Source organism: Streptomyces tateyamensis (genome assembly GCF_003205575.1).
Taxonomy (GTDB): domain Bacteria; phylum Actinomycetota; class Actinomycetes; order Streptomycetales; family Streptomycetaceae; genus Kitasatospora; species Kitasatospora tateyamensis.
In genome coordinates this window covers 67437-88497 of record NZ_PYBW01000010.1, presented here as the reverse complement: position 1 = coordinate 88497, position 21061 = coordinate 67437, and the positions used below count along the sequence as shown (strand labels likewise).

Annotated in this window: 22 protein-coding genes and 1 tRNA gene; 16 read left to right on the top strand and 7 right to left on the bottom strand. The window is 72.5% G+C overall.

From position 1 onward, the window contains the following. Window positions 1-262: 262 nt before the first annotated feature. Both mshA and C7C46_RS02520 read left to right on the top strand, forming a co-directional pair. Window positions 263-1648, top strand: coding sequence for a D-inositol-3-phosphate glycosyltransferase (gene mshA, locus C7C46_RS02525; protein WP_425470009.1), 1386 nt, complete (start codon window positions 263-265; stop codon window positions 1646-1648). A 112-nt stretch (window positions 1649-1760) separates the two neighbouring features. Beyond that, entirely contained in the window at window positions 1761-2276 is a 516-nt protein-coding gene (locus C7C46_RS02520) for a YbjN domain-containing protein (RefSeq protein WP_110665129.1), read from the top strand. A gap of 33 nt (window positions 2277-2309) precedes the next feature. Here the strand turns inward: C7C46_RS02520 and C7C46_RS02515 are convergent, their stop codons facing one another. Next, a complete protein-coding gene (locus tag C7C46_RS02515) occupies window positions 2310-3587 on the bottom strand; it encodes an MDR family MFS transporter (protein WP_110665127.1) in 1278 nt (425 codons plus the stop codon). 146 nt (window positions 3588-3733) lie between these two features. Here C7C46_RS02515 and C7C46_RS02510 point away from each other — a divergent pair, with 146 nt between their 5' ends. Further along, a complete protein-coding gene (locus C7C46_RS02510) occupies window positions 3734-4492 on the top strand; it encodes a phosphoglyceromutase (RefSeq protein WP_110665125.1) in 759 nt (252 codons plus the stop codon). A gap of 87 nt (window positions 4493-4579) precedes the next feature. Here C7C46_RS02510 and C7C46_RS02505 read toward each other — a convergent pair whose 3' ends face one another. Together C7C46_RS02505 and phoU are read right to left on the bottom strand one after the other, a co-directional pair. Then, window positions 4580-4759 carry a hypothetical protein gene (locus C7C46_RS02505; RefSeq protein WP_110665124.1) on the bottom strand — a complete coding sequence of 60 codons (180 nt, stop codon included), beginning with the start codon at window positions 4757-4759 and terminating at the stop codon, window positions 4580-4582. A gap of 150 nt (window positions 4760-4909) precedes the next feature. Continuing rightward, on the bottom strand, window positions 4910-5587 hold the full coding sequence (gene phoU, locus C7C46_RS02500; RefSeq protein WP_110665121.1) for a phosphate signaling complex protein PhoU: 678 nt from the start codon (window positions 5585-5587) through the stop codon (window positions 4910-4912). 275 nt (window positions 5588-5862) lie between these two features. Here phoU and C7C46_RS02495 point away from each other — a divergent pair, with 275 nt between their 5' ends. Then, the gene (locus tag C7C46_RS02495) at window positions 5863-7149 is read left to right on the top strand and encodes a sensor histidine kinase (protein ID WP_110665119.1); all 1287 of its coding nucleotides are present in this window, start codon (window positions 5863-5865) and stop codon (window positions 7147-7149) included. Continuing rightward, entirely contained in the window at window positions 7146-7841 is a 696-nt protein-coding gene (gene phoP / locus C7C46_RS02490; protein WP_110665116.1) for a two-component system response regulator PhoP, read from the top strand. The genes C7C46_RS02495 and phoP overlap by 4 nt, the downstream gene beginning before the upstream one ends. A gap of 97 nt (window positions 7842-7938) precedes the next feature. On the opposite strand, the gene C7C46_RS34160 is transcribed toward phoP, so the two are convergent. Further along, window positions 7939-8622, bottom strand: coding sequence for a DUF461 domain-containing protein (locus tag C7C46_RS34160; protein ID WP_146258967.1), 684 nt, complete (start codon window positions 8620-8622; stop codon window positions 7939-7941). A gap of 399 nt (window positions 8623-9021) precedes the next feature. Between C7C46_RS34160 and C7C46_RS02475 the strand changes: the two genes are divergently transcribed. From C7C46_RS02475 to C7C46_RS02450, 6 genes are all read left to right on the top strand, one after another. Continuing rightward, window positions 9022-9504, top strand: coding sequence for a CarD family transcriptional regulator (locus C7C46_RS02475; RefSeq protein WP_030244332.1), 483 nt, complete (start codon window positions 9022-9024; stop codon window positions 9502-9504). Between the two features lie 398 nt (window positions 9505-9902). Beyond that, complete coding sequence (gene ispD / locus C7C46_RS02470) at window positions 9903-10637, top strand: 2-C-methyl-D-erythritol 4-phosphate cytidylyltransferase (protein ID WP_342775359.1); 735 nt, start codon at window positions 9903-9905, stop codon at window positions 10635-10637. Between the two features lie 61 nt (window positions 10638-10698). Further along, window positions 10699-11181: a 2-C-methyl-D-erythritol 2,4-cyclodiphosphate synthase gene (gene ispF, locus C7C46_RS02465; RefSeq protein ID WP_110665112.1), complete on the top strand. Its 483-nt coding sequence runs from the start codon at window positions 10699-10701 to the stop codon at window positions 11179-11181. A gap of 67 nt (window positions 11182-11248) precedes the next feature. Next, window positions 11249-12643 (top strand): cysteine--tRNA ligase, encoded by a 1395-nt coding sequence (cysS, locus tag C7C46_RS02460; RefSeq protein WP_110665110.1) that lies wholly within the window; start codon window positions 11249-11251, stop codon window positions 12641-12643. 136 nt (window positions 12644-12779) lie between these two features. Then, on the top strand, window positions 12780-13772 hold the full coding sequence (rlmB, locus tag C7C46_RS02455) for a 23S rRNA (guanosine(2251)-2'-O)-methyltransferase RlmB (protein WP_110665108.1): 993 nt from the start codon (window positions 12780-12782) through the stop codon (window positions 13770-13772). Window positions 13773-14057: 285 nt separating this feature from the next. Next, complete coding sequence (locus C7C46_RS02450; RefSeq protein ID WP_245984039.1) at window positions 14058-15818, top strand: DoxX family membrane protein; 1761 nt, start codon at window positions 14058-14060, stop codon at window positions 15816-15818. 132 nt (window positions 15819-15950) lie between these two features. On the opposite strand, the gene C7C46_RS02445 is transcribed toward C7C46_RS02450, so the two are convergent. From C7C46_RS02445 to C7C46_RS02435, 3 genes are all read right to left on the bottom strand, one after another. Beyond that, the gene (locus tag C7C46_RS02445) at window positions 15951-16745 is read right to left on the bottom strand and encodes a nucleotidyltransferase family protein (RefSeq protein ID WP_110665106.1); all 795 of its coding nucleotides are present in this window, start codon (window positions 16743-16745) and stop codon (window positions 15951-15953) included. A 74-nt stretch (window positions 16746-16819) separates the two neighbouring features. Next, window positions 16820-17278, bottom strand: a complete 459-nt coding sequence (locus tag C7C46_RS02440; protein WP_110665104.1) for a hypothetical protein — start codon at window positions 17276-17278, stop codon at window positions 16820-16822. A gap of 183 nt (window positions 17279-17461) precedes the next feature. Further along, a complete protein-coding gene (locus C7C46_RS02435; protein WP_110665102.1) occupies window positions 17462-18553 on the bottom strand; it encodes an ABC transporter ATP-binding protein in 1092 nt (363 codons plus the stop codon). 256 nt (window positions 18554-18809) lie between these two features. Between C7C46_RS02435 and C7C46_RS02430 the strand changes: the two genes are divergently transcribed. The 5 genes from C7C46_RS02430 (at window position 18810) to C7C46_RS02410 (ending at window position 21058) form a co-directional block, all read left to right on the top strand. Further along, window positions 18810-18883: transfer RNA gene (locus tag C7C46_RS02430), tRNA-Thr, on the top strand. Between the two features lie 160 nt (window positions 18884-19043). Next, a complete protein-coding gene (locus C7C46_RS02425) occupies window positions 19044-19319 on the top strand; it encodes a hypothetical protein (protein ID WP_110665101.1) in 276 nt (91 codons plus the stop codon). Beyond that, a complete protein-coding gene (locus C7C46_RS02420; protein WP_110665099.1) occupies window positions 19319-19714 on the top strand; it encodes a PIN domain-containing protein in 396 nt (131 codons plus the stop codon). Before C7C46_RS02425 ends, C7C46_RS02420 begins: the two co-directional genes overlap by 1 nt. A gap of 386 nt (window positions 19715-20100) precedes the next feature. Further along, on the top strand, window positions 20101-20394 hold the full coding sequence (locus C7C46_RS02415) for a hypothetical protein (protein WP_110665097.1): 294 nt from the start codon (window positions 20101-20103) through the stop codon (window positions 20392-20394). A 208-nt stretch (window positions 20395-20602) separates the two neighbouring features. Then, window positions 20603-21058 (top strand): cupin domain-containing protein, encoded by a 456-nt coding sequence (locus C7C46_RS02410; RefSeq protein ID WP_110665095.1) that lies wholly within the window; start codon window positions 20603-20605, stop codon window positions 21056-21058. Window positions 21059-21061 lie beyond the last annotated feature (3 nt).

Sequence of the window (21061 nt, the reverse complement as noted above, 5' to 3'; positions counted from 1 at the left end):
CGGCCGGGCCGCCGACCCGCGCGCCGCGACGCGGCCCTGCTCGCCGCGGCCCGCGGGGTGTCCGGACGCGCCGGGGTCGAAGGAAGCAGCCATGACGGCAGGGTACGTGGGCGGCCGTTCGACCCGGCCCGGCGCCCGCGGGCACCGGGCCGGCGCCAGGGCCGGTCCCCGTGCGGGAATGCACACGGAGCACGTGCGGTTGTCAGCCTGTTGGACCGGCAGAGTAGTAGGCGAGGCAGACCAGAGAGGCCCCAGTCAGGTGATCAAGCATCCCGTGCCGCCGGTGCGGCGCGAGCGGCAGGGCCCGTCGCGCGGGCGCCTGCACGCCCTCACCGGTGGCCGCGGCCGCGCGCCGCGCCGGATCGCGATGCTCAGCGTGCACACCTCCCCGCTGCACCAGCCCGGCACCGGCGACGCGGGCGGGATGAACGTCTACATCGTCGAGCTGGCCAAGCGCCTGGCCGCGCTCGACATCGAGGTGGAGGTCTTCACCCGGGCCACCTCCTCGGACCTGCCGCCCAGCGTGGAGCTGGCCCCCGGCGTGCTGGTGCGCCACGTCACCGCGGGTCCGTACGAGGGGCTGGTCAAGGAGGACCTGCCGGCCCAGCTGTGCGCCTTCACGCACGGCGTGCTGCGCACCGAGGCCGGCCACCGCCCCGGCCACTACGACCTGGTCCACTCGCACTACTGGCTCTCCGGCCAGGTCGGCTGGCTGGCCGCGGAGCGCTGGGGCGTCCCGCTGGTGCACACCATGCACACCATGGCCAAGGTGAAGAACGCCGCGCTGGCCGAGGGCGACACCCCCGAGCCGCCGGCCCGGGTGATCGGCGAGACCCAGGTGGTGGAGGCGGCCGACCGGCTGATCGCCAACACCGCGGACGAGGCCGGCGAGCTGGCCGGCCACTACGGCGCCCGTCCCGACCAGCTCGCGGTGGTGCATCCGGGCGTCAACCTGGACGTCTTCCGGCCGCACGCCCCCGGCACCGCTCACCGGGCGGCCCAGCGGGCCGCCCGGGCCCGGCTCGGGCTGCCGGCCGAGGCCGCGGTGCTCCTCTTCGCCGGCCGAATACAGCCCCTCAAGGCACCGGACGTGCTGCTCAAGGCGGTCGCTGTGCTGCTGGCCCGGCGCCCTGAGCTGCGCGAGCGGCTGGTGGTCCCGGTGGTCGGCGGCCCCTCGGGCAGCGGGCTGGCAGAGCCGAAGAGCCTGCAGAAGCTCGCCGCCCAGCTCGGCATCGGTGACGTGGTGCGGTTCCACCCGCCGGTCGGCCAGCCCGCGTTGGCCGAGTGGTACCGGGCCGCGACGGCGCTGGTGATGCCCTCGTACAGCGAGTCCTTCGGCCTGGTGGCGCTGGAGGCGCAGGCCTGCGGCACCCCGGTGGTGGCCGCGGCGGTCGGCGGCCTGCCGGTCGCGGTGCGGGACGGGGAGACGGGCCGGCTGGTCCGCGGCCACGACCCGGCGGACTGGGCCCGGGCGCTGGAGCCGTATGTGACGGAGCCGGAGCTGGCGGCCCGTCAGGGCGCGGCGGCAGCGGCGCACGCGGCCGGCTTCGGCTGGGGCGCGGCGGCGGCCGCGACGGCGGAGGTGTACTCGGGCGCCCTGGTCCGCCCCGCCGGTCGGCTGGCGCTCACCCGGCGCAAGCCGGCCTGAGCGCAGCCCCGAGCCGGCCTGAGCGCAGCCGTGTGCGGGCCTGAGCGCAGCCCCGAGCGGCGCCGGGGCGCGGCGTACCCGCCGACCGGTACCTGCCGGTAACGTCACCGGCATGGCTATCCGTACCAAGGACGAGGCTCTCGCACTGCTCGCCGCCGCGCTGGACGAGGCCGGCTGCGGCTGGGAGCCGGCCGTCGCCGACCCGTACACCCTGGTCGCCACCCTGCCCGGCACCCGCAAGCTGAGCACCACCTGCGCGCTGCGGGTCGGCGACCACACCCTCTCGGTGAACGCCTTCGTGATCCGCCGCCCGGACGAGAACCACGAGGGCGTCTTCCGCTGGCTGCTGGAGCGCAACACCCGGCTGTCCGGCGTCGCCTACGCCCTGGACCCGCTGGGCGACATCTATCTGACGGGCCGGCTGCCGCTGTCCGCACTGGACGAGCAGACGGTGGACCGGCTGCTCGGCACGGTGCTGGAGAGCGCTGACGAACCGTTCAACACGCTGCTCGAACTCGGCTTCGCCACCGCGATCCGGCGCGAGTGGGAGTGGCGGACCAAGCGCGGGGAGTCCACCCGCAACCTGGCGGCCTTCGCCCACCTGACCGGACCGCAGCAGGACGCCTGACCCCGCCCCCGCCCGCCCCACCCGCGCCCGCGGCTACGCGGCGGCCCGTGCCGCCACCCGGGCCGAGGCCGTGGCGTCGGCCCGGCGGCCGACCAGCAGGTAGCCGATCCCGGCCACCGTGCCCAGCACCGCGCAGCCGCCCCAGACCGCGGCCGGACCGGCGTGGTCCAGCAGCAGGCCGCCGGCGGCCGGCCCGACGCAGGAGGCCGCCGACCAGGCCAGCGAGGAGACCCCCTGGTAGCGCCCGCGGGCGTGGGTGGGCGAGAGCTCGGCGACCAGGCCCATGTTGGTCGGCACCTGGATGATCTCGCCGACCGTCCAGACCACCACGCTCAGCGCGAAGAACAGCACCGAGTGCCCGGCGAAGGCGGCCAGCGCCGCGCCCCAGCCGGCCAGCAGCGCCCCGGCCATCAGCAGCTTGGCCCGGTCGCGGCCGCGGATCGCCCAGACCACCGGGATCTGCAGCACCACGATCAGCAGCCCGTTGAGCCCGATCACCCAGCCGAACTGCGACTTCAGCCCGGCACTGCCCATCACCATCGCCAGCGTGGTGTTGCCCTGCTGCATGATCATCGCGAACAGGAAGGTCATGCTGACCAGCGCGATGAACCGCCGGTCCCGGAACACGGTGCCCAGGCTGATCTGCGGGTCCGCGGCCGCCGGCGCCCCTTCCCGCACCCGGTCCCCGCCCGGCAGCTCGGGTCGCGACTCCGGCACCTTCACGAAGACCACCAGCGCGCACAGCAGCGTGGTCGCCGCGTCGCCCAGGAAGAGCGGCAGGTAGCCGCTGAGCGCGATCAGCCCGCCCACGGCCGAGGAGACGCCGAAGCCGATGTTGATCGCCCAGTAGTTGAGCGACATGGCCCGCACCCGGTCGGCGGCCGGGACCACGTCGGCGATGATCGCCGAGGTGGCCGGTCGGGAGGCGTTGGCGCTCAGCCCGGTCAGGAAGGCCACCACGGCGATCATCAGCTGCCCCTGGGTGAAGCCCAGCGCCGCGGTGCACAGTGCGGTCAGCGTCTGCGCGACCAGCAGGGTGGGCCGGCGCCCGATCCGGTCCGCCAGTACCCCGCCGACCAGCGAGGCGACCGCCGAGCCCAGACCGAAGAGCGCGGCCACCAGGCCCGCGTAGGTGCCCGAGTAGCCGCGCTCGGCGGTCAGGTACAGCGCCATGAAGGTGACGACGAAGCCGCCCAGCTTGTTCACCAGGGTCGAGGTCCACAGCCACCAGAAGGCCGCGGGCAGACCGCCCACCGACTCGACGGCGGCGCTGCGGATCCGGGGAGGCAGCAGGGTGGCGGGTGCGGGCATCGGGGCTCCCGGGCGGCAGGGGACCCGGTCAGCGGAGTGGGGTGACCGCCCACCGGATCAGTAAGTGGCTCAGACGACGGGCACACATTACTGATTCGGTGGACGCCCCAGCCAGCGGTTATTTCCGACGCACTAAGCTGTGCGCCATGGCTGACACGACCTACCGACTGATCCTGCTCCGTCACGGCGAGAGCGAGTGGAACCAGAAGAACCTTTTCACCGGCTGGGTCGACGTCGACCTCAACGAGAAGGGTGAGAAGGAGGCCGCGCGCGGTGGCGAACTGCTCGCCGCCGAGGGCCTGTTCCCCGACGTGGTGCACACCTCGCTGCTGCGCCGCGCCATCCGCACCTCGCAGATCGCCCTGGACAAGGCCGACCGCCACTGGATCCCGGTCAGCCGCAGCTGGCGGCTGAACGAGCGCCACTACGGCGCGCTGCAGGGCAAGGACAAGGCGCAGACCCTGGCCGAGTTCGGCGAGGAGCAGTTCCAGCTGTGGCGCCGGTCCTACGACACCCCGCCGCCGGCGCTGGCCGACGACGCCGAGTTCTCCCAGGCCGGCGACGCCCGGTACGCCGAGATCCCGAGCGAGCTGCGCCCGCGCACCGAGTGCCTCAAGGACGTCGTCGACCGGATGCTGCCGTACTGGTACGACGCGGTCGTGCCGGACCTGGCCGCCGGCCGGACCGTGCTGGTCACCGCGCACGGCAACAGCCTGCGCGCGCTGGTCAAGCACCTGGACGGGATCTCCGACGAGGCGATCGCGGGCCTGAACATCCCCACCGGCATCCCGCTGGTCTACGAGCTGGACGCCGACTTCAAGCCGGTCACCCCGGGCGGCCGCTACCTCGACGCGGAGGCCGCCGCGGCCGCCATCGAGGCGGTCAAGAACCAGGGCAAGAAGTAGGGCAAGTAGCACTCAGCGCCTGAAGCAGGGCGCGACGACGCGGGTGGGCCCGGCCGAGGCGGCCGGGCCCACCCGCGTTCTGGCCGCTCAGTGGCCGCCGCAGCAGCCGCCGGTCGCGCCGCCGCACTGGCAGGGGGCACCGGACTGGCAGCCGCAGCCGCAGCCGGCGCTGCAGCCGCAGGCGCCGAGCAGGACCCGCTGCTGGGCCGGGGCACAGCAGGCGGTCGGCTCGGCGGGGGTCGGGACGGGCCGGGGGGTGGTGTTCATGGTGCGGTCTCCTCCTCGAAGACGGCAGACAGCTGCCTGCCCATCGAGTGAAGCCCGCCTGTTGACGGGGCGTCAACGGGCGCGCGGTGGTGGGGGAGCGGCCGGCCAGTGCTCCCCCACGACGGCGCGTTCGGGTTTACCGGTGGACGGTCACTCGGTCGGCATCGGGGAGTCCGGGATGTACTCGCCCGCGTGCTCCCCGGTGACCAGGAAGACCACCCGCTTGGCGACCGAGACGGCGTGGTCGGCGAACCGCTCGTAGTACCGGCCGATCAGGGTCACGTCGACGCCGGTCTCGATGCCGTGCTGCCAGCGGTCGTCGATCAGGTGGGTGAAGAGCTCGCGGTGCAGCTGGTCGATCGCGTCGTCGTCGCGCTCCAGCTGCAGCGCGGCCTCCACGTCCTTGGTCGCGATGACCTGGCCGGCCTTGGCCACCAGGCGCTGGGCGAGCTGCCCCATCTCCAGCACGATCGGGTGCAGGTCGCCGGGCACCGCGGTCTCCGGGTAGCGCAGCCGGGCCACCTTGGCGACGTGCCGGGCCAGGTCGCCGCAGCGCTCGAGGTCGGCGCTCATCCGCAGGCTGGTGACCACGATGCGCAGGTCGGTGGCGACCGGCTGCTGGCGGGCCAGCAGGTCGATCGCGCGGTTCTCCAGCTCGTGGTGCAGGTCGTTGACCTTGCCGTCGGCCGCGATCACCGACTCGGCGAGCTCCAGGTCGGCGTCGAGCAGCGCGGTGGTCGCGCGGCCCATGGCCGACCCGACCAGCCGGGCCATCTCGACCAGGCTGTCACCGATCGAGTCGAGTTCCTCGTGGTACGCGTCGCGCATGCTCTTCTCTTCTCCTCAGTAGCTGTGTCGGTGGCGGTGCCGACCGGCCACCGCACCGGCGTTCGACTGGCGCGGGGCCGCTGCGGGTGGCGCGCATCGTACGCGCGCCACGGACCCACACGGGCTGTAGCCGCAAGCCTGGGCCGTGCGGGCGACCGGTCTCGGCCAGAGCAGTAAACCAGCGGCTACTTGAAGGTGAATTCTCGGCAACGCACGGCCAATGCCTTGATCTGACACTTACAAGGCGCCCGGTGGATGCGCTTACGCTGGTCGGCATGGACGTGAATGTGGCCGCTGCCGCTGCCTGCGCCATCGCCGGGCTGGGTGTCGGCCTCACTGCTTCCATCGCGTTCCGTTGGAGCGAGCGTGAGCAGAACCGCGGTGCGGGCGGCGGCGGCAACAGGCGGAACGGTGGCGCGGTGGCGCCCAGCTCGCCGTTGCAGGAACCGGCACTGCCGCCGGGTGTGGACACCGTGCTCTCGGTGCTGCGCTCCTGCGCGATCGTGCTCGGCGACGGCGACGAGGTGGTCAAGGCCAGCTCCGCCGCCTACTCGATGGGACTGGTCCGCGGCGGCGCGGTGGCGGTCGAGCAGATGCTCGCGCTGGCCCGGGCGACCCGCCGGGACGGTGAGATCCGCCAAGTCGAGCTGGACGTGCCGCGCCCCGGCGTGCAGCGGGCCGGCGAGCCGCTGTCGGTCTCGGTCCGGGTGGCCCCGCTCGGCTCCCGGCTGGTGCTGGTGCTGGTCGAGGACCTCACCGAGCGCCGCCGGATCGAGGCGGTCCGCCGCGACTTCGTGGCCAATGTCAGCCACGAGCTCAAGACTCCGGTGGGCGCGCTGTCGCTGCTCTCCGAGGCGGTCGCGGACGCTTCCGACGATCCGGAGGCGGTGCAGCGCTTCGCCGGCCGGATGCAGATCGAGGCGACCCGGCTGGCCAGCCTGGTCCAGGAGATCATCGACCTCTCCCGGGTGCAGGACGACCGGCTGCTGATGGACCCCGAGCCGGTGCCGGTCGACGAGCTGATCGCCGAGGCGATGGACCGCTGCCGCCAGCAGGCCGCGGCCAAGCAGATCCACATGGCGGCCGGCGGCATCGCCGGCCTCTACATCCACGGCGACCGCGGCCAGCTCGCCGCCGCGCTCGGCAACCTGGTCGAGAACGCCGTCAACTACAGTCCGCCGCGCACCCGGGTGGCGATCGCCACCCGCCGGATAGCCAGCGCCGCCGCGATCGGCGAGGCGGACGGCGAGCTGATCGAGATCTCGGTGACCGACCAGGGCATCGGCATCTCGGAGAAGGACCGCGAGCGGATCTTCGAACGCTTCTACCGGGTGGACCCGGCCCGATCGCGCGCCACCGGCGGAACCGGCCTCGGCCTGTCCATCGTCAAGCACGTTGCCGCCTCGCACGGCGGCACCGTCTCGGTGTGGAGCGTCGAAGGCCAGGGCTCCACCTTCACCATCCGGCTGCCCGCCGGACAGCGCCCCGATCCGAGCAGCGGACCGGCGCTCACCGAATCTGTAACCACAACACCCCTTCCTGCCCCGGAGGCCCGATCGTGACCCGAGTACTGGTGGTCGAGGACGAGGAGTCGTTCAGCGACGCCCTGTCGTACATGCTCCGCAAGGAGGGCTTCGAGGTGGCGGTCGCCGCCACCGGCCCCGACGCGCTGGAGCAGTTCGAGCGCAACGGCGCCGACCTGGTGCTGCTCGACCTGATGCTGCCCGGGCTCCCCGGTACCGAGGTCTGCCGCCAGCTGCGGGTGCGCTCCAACGTCCCGGTGATCATGGTGACCGCCAAGGACAGCGAGATCGACAAGGTGGTCGGCCTGGAGATAGGCGCGGACGACTACGTCACCAAGCCCTACTCCACCCGCGAACTGGTCGCCCGGATCCGTGCGGTGCTGCGCCGCCGCGGTGAGGACGGCGGCGCCGGTACCGACGGCAGCGGCCCCGGCGCGCTCGAGGCCGGCCCGGTCCGGATGGACGTCGACCGCCACGTGGTGACGGTGGACGGCGCCAAGGTCGACCTGCCGCTCAAGGAGTTCGACCTGCTGGAGATGCTGCTGCGCAACGCCGGCCGGGTGCTGACCCGGATGCAGCTGATCGACCGGGTCTGGGGCGCGGACTACGTCGGCGACACCAAGACGCTGGACGTGCACGTCAAGCGGCTGCGGGCCAAGATCGAGCCGGACCCGGGCGCCCCGCGCTACCTGGTCACGGTCCGCGGCCTGGGCTACAAGTTCGAGCCGTAAGCCGCACCCCGATCACGAACGAAGGGCCGCACCCCCGGAAACGGGGTGCGGCCCTTCGCCGCGCTCGGGGGCGCGCACGCCCCCGAGCGGGACGGCGTCAGTGCGCCGAGGCGCCGGCCGAGGCGGAGCTCGAGGCCGAGGCGGAACCCGAGGCCGCGCCGGAGGGGGTGGCGCTCGGGCTGGTCGAGCCGCTCGCCGAGGCCGAGGCGCTGGGCGAGGCACTGGCCGAGGCCGAACCGCTGGCCGAGGCGCTCGGCGAGGCGGTGGTCGGGCCGAAGCTCTCGAAGATGCCGCTGGCCGAGACCACCGCGGCGGTGGTGTCGACCTTGCCTGCGGTGCTGAACGAGAAGGAGGCCGGCGCGTAGCCGCCCACCGGCAGCGCGACCGAGGCGACCCGGGCCGAGGGCTGGCCGGTGCCGCCGAGCAGCACGGCCCCGCTGGCCGGGATCACGACGCCGCCGGGCAGCGGCGCGCCGTTGGCGTCCAGGAAGGTGGCGGTGCCGCCGGCGATCGTCACGCTCTGCAGCGTCTCCGGGGCGGAGCCGATGTTGCTGATGTTCAGGGTGACGTTCGCCGGGCCGTTCTGGCCGGTGGTCTGGGTCGGGGAGACGACCACGTTGATCGCGTTCAGCCGCAGGTTCGGGCCCAGCGCGGTGGCGGGGCTGTTGGGCTTGACCTGCGTGCTCTCCGAGCTCGTCCCAGCCGAGCAGGCGGAGAGCGAGACGGCGGCGAGGGCGAGAACGATGGCGGCAGTGCCACCGCGTCGAAGGCTGCGGCTCACGGCGGCGGCATCTCCTTGATCGCGTGTCGGTATGTCAGCGCCCAGCGTACCGACCGTACTTATCCGACCCTCACGGGGTGGCCCCGTGTCGCGCCCCGAGGGCCACCCGAGGGGCGGTACCGAAGGTTCCGGAACGACCTGGAGATCAGATCACGATCAGGAAACGGTGAATATCCGGTGTCGAGTTCAAGATCGAATCCCGGTTTCCGGGACGTTGCGCACCGTTTCCAAGAGTGCGAGGAGGGCCTCCGACCTGCGGGAAGCCCCTCCGGCGGGGTGCCCGCAGCACGTCGCGGGGGTGCTTGTCAAGCCCCGAGACCCGTCCTGACCTGCGAAAACGCCCTTCGGGCGAGCGGAAAAGCGTGTTATTCTGGAAAGCCACGGAAGGGGTCCTGTCACATGACGTTCAAGGTTGGCGACACGGTGGTCTACCCCCATCACGGGGCTGCACTGATCGAGGCCATCGAAATTCGCCAGATCAAAGGTGTGGACAAGACCTACCTGGTGCTGAAGGTTCAGCAGGGAGACCTCACGCTGCGAGTCCCCGCGGAGAACGCGGAGTTCGTCGGCGTGCGCGACGTGGTCGGCCAGGAGGGTCTGGACCGGGTCTTCGAGGTGCTGCGCGCGCCGTACACCGAGGAGCCCACCAACTGGTCTCGCCGCTACAAGGCGAACCTCGAGAAGCTCGCGTCGGGTGACGTGATCAAGGTCGCCGAGGTCGTCCGGGACCTGTGGCGTCGCGAGCGCGAGCGCGGCCTGTCGGCCGGCGAGAAGCGGATGCTCGCCAAGGCACGGCAGATCCTGGTCAGCGAGCTGGCGCTCGCCGAGAACACCAACGAAGACAAGGCGGAGACGCTGCTCGACGAGGTGCTCGCCTCGTAGCGCGGCGGCGGCTCGCCCGCTCTGCCTGCAACAGCGCCCGGCGCTGCCCCCCAGCTGCGGAACCGCATGGTTCCACCGATGGGGGTGCTGACTCCGGGCGCTGCGGCATGCCCGGAGCAGTGTCTGGTCGACGTCCTGATTGAGTTGTCCTACGCGGTGCCTGAGCTGGTCGTACGCGGTTGACCCGATCGTGCGCAGCGCCGGACCGACGCCCGCTGGTCAGTCCTTCGAGTGACGGGTGCCACCTGGTACTCGTAGCGTGGGGGCGCGACACCAGTGGACACACCGGTACCCGAGAGGCGGCGCCGGGTTGGAAGGGGTCCGGTGCACCGTCTGACGGGTACGCCTGGGCCATACCCACTTCGCCGAAGGAGTGAAACCTGAACACCACAGGAGTAGTGGCAGCGGCCGTGGTTCCGGCTGCCGGGCGGGGCGAGCGGCTCGGGCCGGGCGCGCCGAAGGCGCTGCGCGAGCTGGGCGGCGCCCCGCTGCTGGTGCACGCGGTGCGTGCGCTGGCCCGCAGCCGGGCGGTCGGCCTGGTCGTGGTGGCGGCTCCGCCGCAAGGCGTGGCCGAGGTGGTCTCGCTGCTGGACAGCCACGGGCTGGACGGCAAGGACGTGCGGGTGGTGGCCGGCGGGGCGACCCGGCAGGAGTCGGTCCGCCTCGGGCTGGCCGCGATCCCGGAGCAGACCGAGATCGTGCTGGTGCACGACGCGGCCCGGCCGCTGGTCCCGGTCGAGGTGGTGGACGCGGTGGTGAACGCGGTGCGCGGCGGTGCCCGGGCCGTGGTGCCGGCGGTGCCGCTGGCCGACACGGTCAAGCGGGTCGCCCCGGGCGAGCCGGGGCGGCCGGAGCCGGTGCTGGACACCCCGGACCGGTCCACGCTGCGCGCGGTGCAGACCCCGCAGGGCTTCCGGCGCGAGCTGCTGGCCGAGGTGCACGCCAAGGCGCTGGCCGAGGCGGCCTCCGGCGGCGGTCCGGCGGTGACCGACGACGCGGGGCTGGTGGAGTGGTACGGCGACCAGGTGGTCGTGGTGCCGGGCCACGAGGAGGCGTTCAAGGTGACCAGGCCGCTGGACCTGGTGCTGGCCGAGGCCGTGCTGGCCCGCCGCAGGGCCTCCGATGGCTTCTGAGCCGCTTCCTGATGCGTTGCTGCCTGATCCGTCGTCAACTGCTGGAGTGGAGTCAGTCGTCATGCCGGTGATCCCCCGGGTCGGTATCGGTACCGATGTGCACGCCTTCGCGGACGGGGTGCCGCTCTGGCTCGGCGGCCTGCTCTGGGAGGGCCACGACCAGGGGCTGGCCGGCCACTCGGACGGGGACGTGGCGGCGCACGCTGCCTGCAACGCGATCTTCTCGGCGGCCGGGCTGGGCGACCTGGGCACCCACTTCGGCACCGGGCGCCCCGAGTGGGCCGGCGCCTCCGGGGCCACCCTGCTGGCCGAGGCGGCCCGGATCGTGCGGGCGGCCGGCTTCGAGATCGGCAACGTCGCGGTGCAGGTGGTCGGGCTCAAGCCGCGGATCGGCACCCGCCGCGAGGAGGCCGAGAAGGTGCTGTCGGCGGCGGCCGGTGCGCCGGTCTCGCTCGCCGCGGCGACCACCGACGGGCTGGGCATGACCGGTCGCGGCGAGGGCCTGGTCGGGCTGGCCACGGCGCTGGTCTACCCGCGCGGCTGACGGCGGGCGGCGGCCGGCGGGCGGGAAAGTTTCTGCGGCACCGCCCGCGCCCACTACGCTGGTCGCTGTGAGCCTTCGTCTGTACGACACCAACGCCCGCCAGGTACGCGACTTCGTCCCGCTTGTACCGGGTTGTGTCTCGATGTACCTGTGCGGCGCGACCGTGCAGGGGGCACCGCACATCGGGCACATCCGGTCCAACCTCAACTTCGACGTGCTGAGCCGCTGGTTCACCTACCGCGGCTACGACGTCACCTTCGTGCGCAACGTCACCGACATCGACGACAAGGTGATCAAGAAGGAGCACGAGCTCGGCGTGCCCTGGTGGCAGATCGCCTACGCCAACGAGCGTGCCTTCAACGACGGTTACGAGGCACTCGGCTGCCTGCGGCCGAGCGTCGAGCCGCGGGCCACCGGCCACGTGCCCGAGATGATCGACATGATGCAGGCGCTGATCGCCAAGGGCCACGCCTACGCGGCCGACGGCAACGTCTACTTCGACGTCCGCTCCTACCCCGGCTACCTGGAGCTCTCCAACCAGCAGTTGGAGAACCTGCGCCAGCCCGAGGGCGAGGGCGAGACCGGCAAGCGCGACCCGCGCGACTTCGCGATGTGGAAGGCGGCCAAGGAGGGCGAGCCGAGCTGGACCACCCCGTGGGGCAGGGGCCGGCCCGGCTGGCACCTGGAGTGCTCCGCGATGGTGCACAAGTACCTGGGCCGCGCCTTCGACATCCACGGCGGCGGGCTGGACCTGATCTTCCCGCACCACGAGAACGAGATCGCCCAGTCCAAGGCGTTCGGCGACGACTTCGCCAACTTCTGGGTGCACAACGCCTGGGTCACCATGAGCGGCGAGAAGATGAGCAAGTCGCTCGGCAACTCGGTGCTGATCTCCGAGATGGTGCAGCGCTGGCGCCCGATCGTGCTGCGCTACTACCTGGCCGCCCCGCACTACCGCTCGATGATCGAGTACAGCGAGGAGGCGATCGCCGAGGCGGAGACCTCCTTCGCCCGGATCGAGGGCTTCATCCAGCGGGCGACCGAGCTGTGCGGGCCGGTGGAGCCGGCCGCCGAGGTGCCGCCGGCCTTCGCAGAGGCGATGGACGACGACCTCGGGGTGCCGCAGGCGCTGGCCGTGCTGCACACCGCCGTCCGCCAGGGCAACAGCGCGCTGACCGCGGACGACAAGGAGGGCGCGGCCGCCCGCCTGGCCGAGGTCCGTGCGATGCTCGGAGTACTGGGCCTGGACCCGCTGGACCCGCAGTGGTCCACCGGGGCCGGCGGCGAGGACCTGCACGGCGTGGTCGACTCGCTGGTCCACCTGGTGCTGGAGCAGCGCGAGGCGGCCCGGGCCCGCAAGGACTTCGCCAGCGCGGACGCCATCCGCGACCAGCTCGGCAAGTCCGGGCTGGCGATCGAGGACACCCCGTCCGGCCCGCGCTGGACGATCACCAAGCAGTAGCTCAGAGCGGCCGCGCAGGGGAAGCAGTCACCCCCGGGCGCCCGCGCGAGGGGCGCCGCTGGGCCGTACTCTCCAGGAGTACGGCCCTTCGGCATGAAGCAGACCGCAGTTCGGCAACAGAACAGGAAGTACAGCCATGGCCGGCAACAGCCAGCGCAGGAACCGCCGCAACCCCGGATCGAAGAAGGGTGCGAGTGTCGGTACCGGCGGCCACAGCCGGAAGGCCCTGCAGGGCAAGGGCCCGACCCCGCCCGGCGAGGAGCGCAAGGGCCACCCCAAGCAGCGGGCCGCGAACGCGGCGATCAAGCGCGAGCGGGACGCCAAGGCGCGGGCCGGGATGCGCCGGGCCGGTGGCGGCGGCCGTGGCGGCCGCGGCGGTGCCGGCGCTGCCGAGCTGGTGGTCGGCCGCAACTCGGTGGTCGAGGCGCTGCAGGGCGGGGTGCCGGCCACGGCGCTGTACGTGTTGCAGTTCATCGACACCGACGACCGGGTGCGCGAGGCCTTCCAGGCCGCCAACGACCGCGGCATCCCGCTGATGGAGGCCCCGCGCCCGCAGCTGGACCAGATGACCGGCGGCCTGAACCACCAGGGCCTGGTGCTCCAGGTCCCGCCGTACGAGTACGCGCACCCGGACGACCTGCTGGCGGTGGCGGCCGATCAGGGCGAGGACGCGCTGGTCATGGTGCTGGACGGGGTCACCGACTCGCGCAACCTCGGCGCCGTGGTCCGCTCGGCGGCCGCGTTCGGGGCGCACGGCGTGGTGATTCCGGAGCGGCGTGCGGCAGGTATGACCGCCGGTGCCTGGAAGACCTCCTCCGGTGCCGCGGCCCGGCTGCAGGTGGCCCGGGCCACCAACCTGACCCGCGCGCTGGAGGCCTACCAGAAGGCCGGCGTGCTGGTGGTCGGCCTAGCGGCGGACGGCGAAACGGAGATCGGCGACCTGGAGGCGCTGACCGGCCCGGTGGCGATCGTGGCCGGCAGCGAGGGCAAGGGGCTGTCCCGGCTGGTCTCGGAGACCTGCGACATCCGGGCGCGGATCCCGATGCCGGGGCGGACCGAGTCGCTGAACGCCGGTGTGGCGGCGGGCATCGTGCTCTACGAGGCGGCGCGGATGCGGGCCAAGCGTTAGTGGCTGGTGGCCGGTAGCTGGTAGCTGGTAGCTGGTAGCTGGTAGCGCCGTCGGCCGGGTGCGGGCGGCACTAGTACAGCTGGTGGCGCGGCGTTGACAGTTGTTCGGATCAGGCGCGGTTCTGGTCGGCTCTGACTGGGCCGATCGGCATCGCGCACGAGAGTGACCGCAACCGTCAGCCCCGCCCGGGAGTTGCACCCGGGAGAGTGTCCTATCGCGGTGTCACCCGGTTAGAGGGGCGTGGACACCAGAACACGTCGGCGCCCAGGGCTGGGCGGAGCAGCCATGGAGGCGGAGCCCGGTCTCAGCACCGTCAAGGTGCCGAGCGATCCGGCCCGGCTCAGCAGTACCCAGGTCAGTTTCCGGCTCCGGCTGGCGGACCCGGTGCTGCCGATGATCGACGCACCGCCGGCGGTGGCCGCGCCCTACGCGGACGCCTTCGGCCGCCCGTACTCCGCGCACAGCTACGGCGGGCGGCCCGGGCTGGTCCGGGCCGGGGCGGCGGACGGCAGCGGGCGCGGCTCGCTGAGCGGCGCCCCGCGGCGCAAGGGCCGGGTCACCGCGGTGACCTGGAGCGGCCAGGCGGCGCCCGGCGACCTGGCGGCCAGTCAGTTGCTGGACGCGGTGCGGCTGAACACCGTGCCGGCCGGAGCCGCGGCGCTGGGCGCTTCGGTGGGCGGGCCATCGACCGGCGGCGCGCCGGGCGGGTCCTCGGTCGGGCTGGCCGACCCGGAGGCGACCCAGCCGATGGAGCTGCCCGGCTGGGACGGCTCGGGTGACGAGTACGGCTACCGGTCCGGTGGGCCCGGCACGGGCGGCGGGGCCGGCAAGCCCGGTGGGTACGGGCGCGGTGCCGCCGTGCCGCGCCAGCCGCACGGCACGCCCGGGGCTCCCGGCGGCCGCGGGCCGGCCGCCGGTCGTCCGGCCGCCGCGCCCGTCCGGCCGCTGCGCCCCGCCTGGAAGCCCGCCGGTGAGCTGCCCGAGCACTCGGCAGCGCCGGCCGGCGAGTCCAGTCGGCACGCCTGGTACCCCGGCCGCAAGGTCGACCTGGGCCTGGTGCTGCTGCCGCTGCGGCTGGTGCTCGGCTCGCTCTCGGTCTACGCCGGGTTCAGCAAGCTGTGCGACCCGGTCTACTTCGACGGCGGCGCGCGCGGCTCGATGATGCGCTGGCTCTCCTCGCTGCACCCGTGGAAGGTGGCCCAGCCGCTGCTGGACTTCGCCATGGCGCACCCGGTCGGCTCCGGGCTGGCGGTGGCGTTCACCGAGGTCGTGGTCGGCGTGCTGGCGCTGCTCGGCCTGTGGCAGCGGCTGGCGGCCGCCGCGGCGATGCTGCTCTCCGCCGCGCTGCTGTTCACCGTCAGCTGGCGCGCCGTGCCGGTCTACGACACGCCCGACCTGATCTTCCTGGCCGCCTGGAGCCCGCTGCTGATCGCCGGCGCGCCGTTCGCCTCGCTGGACGGGCGGCTCGCGCTGGAGGCCTGGCGCCGGTACGGGCCGCAGGCGCCGCGCGCGGTGCGGCGCCGGGTGCTGCGCCGCGGCACGGTGCTGGCCACCGTGGTGATCGGGCTGACCCTGCTGCTCGGCTCGCTGCTGGGCGCCGCGGTGCGCTCCAGCGCCCGGCCGCAGCCCGGCACGCCGCCGCCGACCGACTACGGCACGCCGGTCTGGCCGGGCAACGGGGTCTCCAGCCCGCCGCACCCCTCGGCCACGCCGGCGGGCCCGCCGCCCCCCCCCGCCCCGCCGTCGGCGCCCGCCACGCCGTCGGCCGCACCCAGCCACAGCGCGAGGCCGCACCCGTCCGCCAGCACCCGGGGCGGGGCGGAGACCGGCCAGGGTGGCGCCCCGACCGCGCCCGGCCAGCCCGGCGCGGGCGCCACGCCCGGTGGCGGCTCCTCCGGCTCGGGCAACCGGGCGCCCAAGCCGAGCCCGACCGGTGGCGGTCTGATCGGCGGGGTGCTGGGCAGCGGGCCGCCGCTGCAACTGCTGCCGTCGCCGCTGGGGATGGCGGGGCCCGGCGGCGGGGCGGTGCGGCATCCGGTGGTGTGAGCCGGTCGCCGGCTGGATCGACGGCTGAATGGCTGGGCGGGTGGTCCCTCTCCTGACAGAGGGGCCACCCGCCCTTTGCCCTTTGCTGTTTGCCCTCTTGCTACCCGCCCGGTCCCCGGTCCTCGTTTTCCGTCAGGAGTTGCTGCTCGCCAGCTCCTTCGCCGCCTCGCTGAGGTCCTTGGCGGTGTCGATGGCGCGCCAGTACACGCCCTGCGGCAACTGGTAGCCCGCCAGCCGCTTGGCGCGGGCGAGTTGGGGGAACGTGGTGCGCTCGTGGTCGCCGACGTCGGGGAGCAGCTCGGCGAAGCCGGGTGCGAAGACGTACAGGCCGGCGTTGATCAGGAACGGCGAGGGTGGGGACTCGATGAAGTCCAGCACGTTGCCGAACCGGTCGGTCTCCACCGCGCCCCACGGGATCCGCGGGCGGGCCAGCGCGAGGGTGGCCAGGGCGTCCCGCTCATGGTGGAAGGCGGCCATCTCGCGCAGGCTGAACCTGGTCCAGATGTCGCCGTTGGTGGCGTACCAGGGCTGGTCCGGGCGGGGCAGCGCCTTGGCGGCGAACTTCAGCCCGCCGCCCCGGCCCAGGGGCTCGGTCTCGACCACGGTGCCGGCACGCAGCGGCAGTTCGGTGCGGTCGAGCCAGTCCTGCAGCACCTCGGCCAGATGGCCGCAGGAGATCACCACGTCCGTCACGCCTTCGGCGGCCAGCCAAGCGAGTTGGTGGCCGACGATCGGGGTGCCGGTGCCGGGGATCTCGACCAGCGGCTTGGGCCGGTCATCGGTGTACGGGCGCAGGCGGGAGCCCTGACCGCCGGCCAGGATGACGGCCTGGGTGACGGTCGGAGCCACGGTCGGAGCGACGGTCTGGGCCAGCACGGGCGAGGCGGCTGGCGCGGGCGGGGTACTGGTGTGCTCGAAGCCGGTCATGGGGGCAGGATAGGCCTGCGCACCCCGCGTGAGGCGTCCTTGACCCCTCGTCAGTCGGTGCTCCTGCTCCGTCGTCAGCCTGCGATGCCGGCGGCGAACGAGCCGTCGCAGACCGGGCGGGCGAAGGAGCGGGCGCGCTGCACGTCGCCCTGGTACTTCTTCAGCGTCGCCCGGCCCAACTCCTGGGCCAGCGTGGTGCAGTACGGGGTGAGCGCGGGCTGCTCGTGCATCGAGCGCTCCAGCAGGTCCAGCGCGGAGGCGGCGCCGCGGGTGCGCAGCTCCTCCATCAGGTCGGCGCGCAGGGCGTCCTGCGGTGCCATCCCAGGATGCTGCTGGGCGGTGCTGCCGGCGCCCGCGTTGGCGCTGCGGCCGATGCCCGGGCCGGAGCCGCTCGCGGCGGCGACCACCTGCTGGTCGTCCCCGACGGGCGGAGCCCAGGCGACCCTGGTCACGGCGAGGGTGCCGGTGGTCACCAGGATCACGGGCAGGGTGAGGGCGATGGTCTGGCCGATTCGGCGAACGAGCTGCTTCACGCCAGCGAGGTTAGCGCCGTGTGAGGGTCCGCCGACACCGCGTCACACGGACGAGTGACGAAGCGGCGAGCCCCGCCGGACGGGTGTCCGACGGGGCTCGCCAAGTGTTCTAGAGCGGCACCGGCCGCGCTCGGCGGCGGGCGGGTGCTCCGTGCTCAGGTACTCGTGCTCAGGTGCTGGCGCTCAGGCGCTCAGGCGGGCACCGGTGCTGGCGGAGAAGACGTGGGGCTCGCCGCCGGTCGGGACCACGTGGATCGTCTCGCCCTTGGCCGGGATCTGACGGCCGTGCACCCGGACCACGATGTCCTTGTCCACGCCACTGACCTGGGTGGTGCCGTAGACGAAGCCGTCCGCGCCGAGCTCCTCGACCACGTTGACGGTCACCGCCACGCCCTCCAGGCCGCCGCTGGGGACGATCTCGAAGTGCTCCGGGCGGATGCCGACGGTCACCGTCTTGTCGCTGCCGACGCCGGCCAGGTCCTCGCGGGAGATGTTGATGACCGAGCCGCCGAACTTCACGCCGCCGTCCACCAGCGGCACGTCGACCAGGTTCATCGCGGGCGAGCCGATGAAGCCGGCCACGAAGACGTTGGCGGGCCGGTCGTACATCCGGCGCGGGGTGTCGACCTGCTGCAGCAGACCGTCCTTGAGCACCGCGACGCGGTCGCCCATGGTCATGGCCTCGGTCTGGTCGTGGGTGACGTAGACCGTGGTGATGCCCAGGCGGCGCTGCAGGCCGGCGATCTGGGTGCGGGTGGAGACGCGGAGCTTGGCGTCCAGGTTGGACAGTGGCTCGTCCATCAGGAAGACCTGCGGCTCACGGACGATCGCGCGGCCCATCGCGACGCGCTGGCGCTGACCACCGGAGAGCGCCTTCGGCTTGCGGTCCAGGTACTGGGTCAGGTCGAGGATCTTCGCGGCCTCCTCCACCTTCTGGCGGATCTCGGCCTTGTTGACGCCCGCGATCTTGAGCGCGAAGCCCATGTTGTCCGCGACGGTCATGTGCGGGTAGAGCGCGTAGTTCTGGAACACCATCGCGATGTCCCGGTCCTTCGGCGGCAGGTGGGTCACGTCGCGGTCGCCGATCCGGATGGCGCCGCCGTTGACGTCCTCCAGGCCGGCCAGCATCCGCAGGCTGGTCGACTTGCCGCAGCCCGAGGGGCCGACCAGCACCAGGAACTCGCCGTCCTCGATGTGCAGGTCCAGGGCATCGACCGCGGGCTTGTCCGTCCCGCTGTAGAGGCGGGTCGCCTTGTCGTACGTCACAGAAGCCATGGCTGTGCTCTCCTTCACCGGCAGGAACGTGCCGGACGATCCGAGTAAAGGTGGGGTGGTCGCGCCGCCGCCACTGGTCTACACCAGTCATCCGGCAACGCGTCCCCCGAGGCTACCCGCCGATTCGTGCGATTGTCAGCCCCCGTCCCCGTACCGTTCCGATCACGCTCTCCCACTGGTCCACCCCATGCCCCCCACCCCGCCCGCTAGACTGCCTCCGGTACCGCCGTGGCCCCGCGCCGCGGACGGTCACCGTGCCTCCTTAGCTCAGCTGGCCAGAGCACCGCTCTTGTAAAGCGGGGGTCGTCGGTTCGAACCCGACAGGGGGCTCTCGTTACCACCCTTGATGAGCTGCAGGTTTGGCCTTCTGGGGGTTCTGTCACCGGCCTCGGACGACTCGTCCGGGGCCGTTTGCGCGAGCGGCGCGGCCGGCGCACAGGGCGGTGTCGCGTCGGCCTGCCTGCATCGGGCAGTCGGTATGATGACTGGTATGGCAACGAAGAAGTACACGGTGACGCTGCCGGAGGAGCTGGCGGAGGAGATCCGCGCCGAGGTGGGGTCGGGCGGGTTCAGCCGGTACGTCGCGCAGGCCATAGAGCGTCAGCGCGAGCGGGACCACCTGCACGAGTTCGTCGGCTGGTGGGAGGGCGAGCATGGCGAGGTGACCGACGCGGAGCTGGCGGCCGCAGAGGCGGAGAGGCTCTCGCTCCAACGGCAGCACGCGGAGCGCAAGGCTCGTTCTGTGCCTCAGCGCAAGGCGGGTTGATGTCCGAGCTCGTCTATGTGCTCGACAGCGAGGGCTTGTCCCAAGCCGTTCTTGGGCACCGCGCGATGGGTGCCCGGTTGAAGGATGCGGATCGCTCCGGTATCCGGGTTGTGACCACGTCGATGACGCTCATCGAGGCCTATCACGGGCGCGTCAAGAAGGCTGCGTGGGCATGGACCCTCTCCAAGGTCGCAGTGGAACCGGTGACGAGGGAGATCGCGGGGGAGGCGATCGAGCTGCTGGAGACGGCCGGTCTGCATGGGCACAAGTACGCCATCGACGCCGCTCTTGCCGCAGTGGCGCTGCGTCAGCGTGGCGACGTCACGATCTTCACGTCCGACGAGGAGGACATGAGACTTCTCTGCGGGGATCGTGTCGTTGTCAGAGGGATCTGAAGTTGGAGAGGATCGGGACGTGAGCCGGGCCGGAAAGTCCTTGTCAGCCGGATCTGCTGCTTGAGCGATGCGTGAGCGGACGGTGTGACAGCAAGCCGGGGTGGGCAGGGCAGCCCAGGACTGCCGCATGGGGCTGGCCTGCAGGTTCAGCACCACGCGGCAGTGAATGTCATGCGCCGTCAGGATTCGGGCGGTGCTTGTAAAGCGGGGGTCGTCGGTTCGAACCCGACAGGGGGCTCAGAGTGTCAAGGGCCAGGTCAACCGGCCCTCGGGAACGCAGAGAGCCCCGGGCCGGACCGGCCCGGGGCTCTCGGGCTCCGGAGGCTGTGAGGTGATCTTCCATCGACACGGGTGCGGCCGTGCATTTGGGGGGACAAGTGGGACTCATGCTTGCTGAGGTGGCGCGGCAGGGCTCGGTGAGTGATTACCTGAGGACCGGACTCCTCACCCTGGCTATTGCCGTGTTGCTCTTCTGGATGGGACAGCTCCGCAGGAGGACCGGGCGCAAGCCGCCCTGGGTATTTACGCCCGCGGAGCGCACCGACCTGCTGGGCAGTGCCGGTCAGCAGCTCGGGCCGACCCGAGTCGATAAGGCGGGGGGTGGGGCGTTGATCGGGGTGGGGTGCTTCTTCGTCCTGGGGACCGTCATCATGTTCGGCGAAGCCCTGGCAGGACTGTAGCGGTAGGTGCCGGAACGTCGCCGACTGATCCGATCCGGCACGAGCGGACCTGCGCGCTGTCGCGTGGCACCATGTGACGGCGCGTCAAAATGTTTGGCCACTGGCAGGCTGCGTACCCCAGCGGGAGTGGGGCGGTTGCCTGCCGCCTTGCTGCTTCTGGTACTTGCCTCGGCAGTGAGCACTCGCCGATGCTGCATAGGAGTGAGCCATGAACGATGTGTCAGTCGTCGGCCCTGGTGGCGGCGAAGTGATCGACCTCGGCACCGCCCGCATCCGCATCATCGAAAGCGGCGCGACCACCGCGCACCGGCTCGGGATCGCCGAGATCACCATCCCGCCACACACGGCGGGGCCGCCCCAGCACCGGCACGCCCAGCACGACGAAGGGTTCTACGTCATCTCGGGCACCGCCCGCTTCACCGTCGGCGATACCTCGCACGACGCTCCGACGGGGACGCTTGTCATGGTGCCTCCCGGAGCCCCGCACACCTTTGCCAACCCGGGAGACCAGCCACTCGTCATGCTCAACACGTTCACGCCGGACCTGTACGTGCAGTACTTCCGGGACCTGCGCGACATGATCAGTGGCGGTCGGCAGCTGACCCCGGATTCCGTGGCTGCGGTCATGGGCCGCTATGCGACAGAGGTCGCCGCGGACATCTGAGCG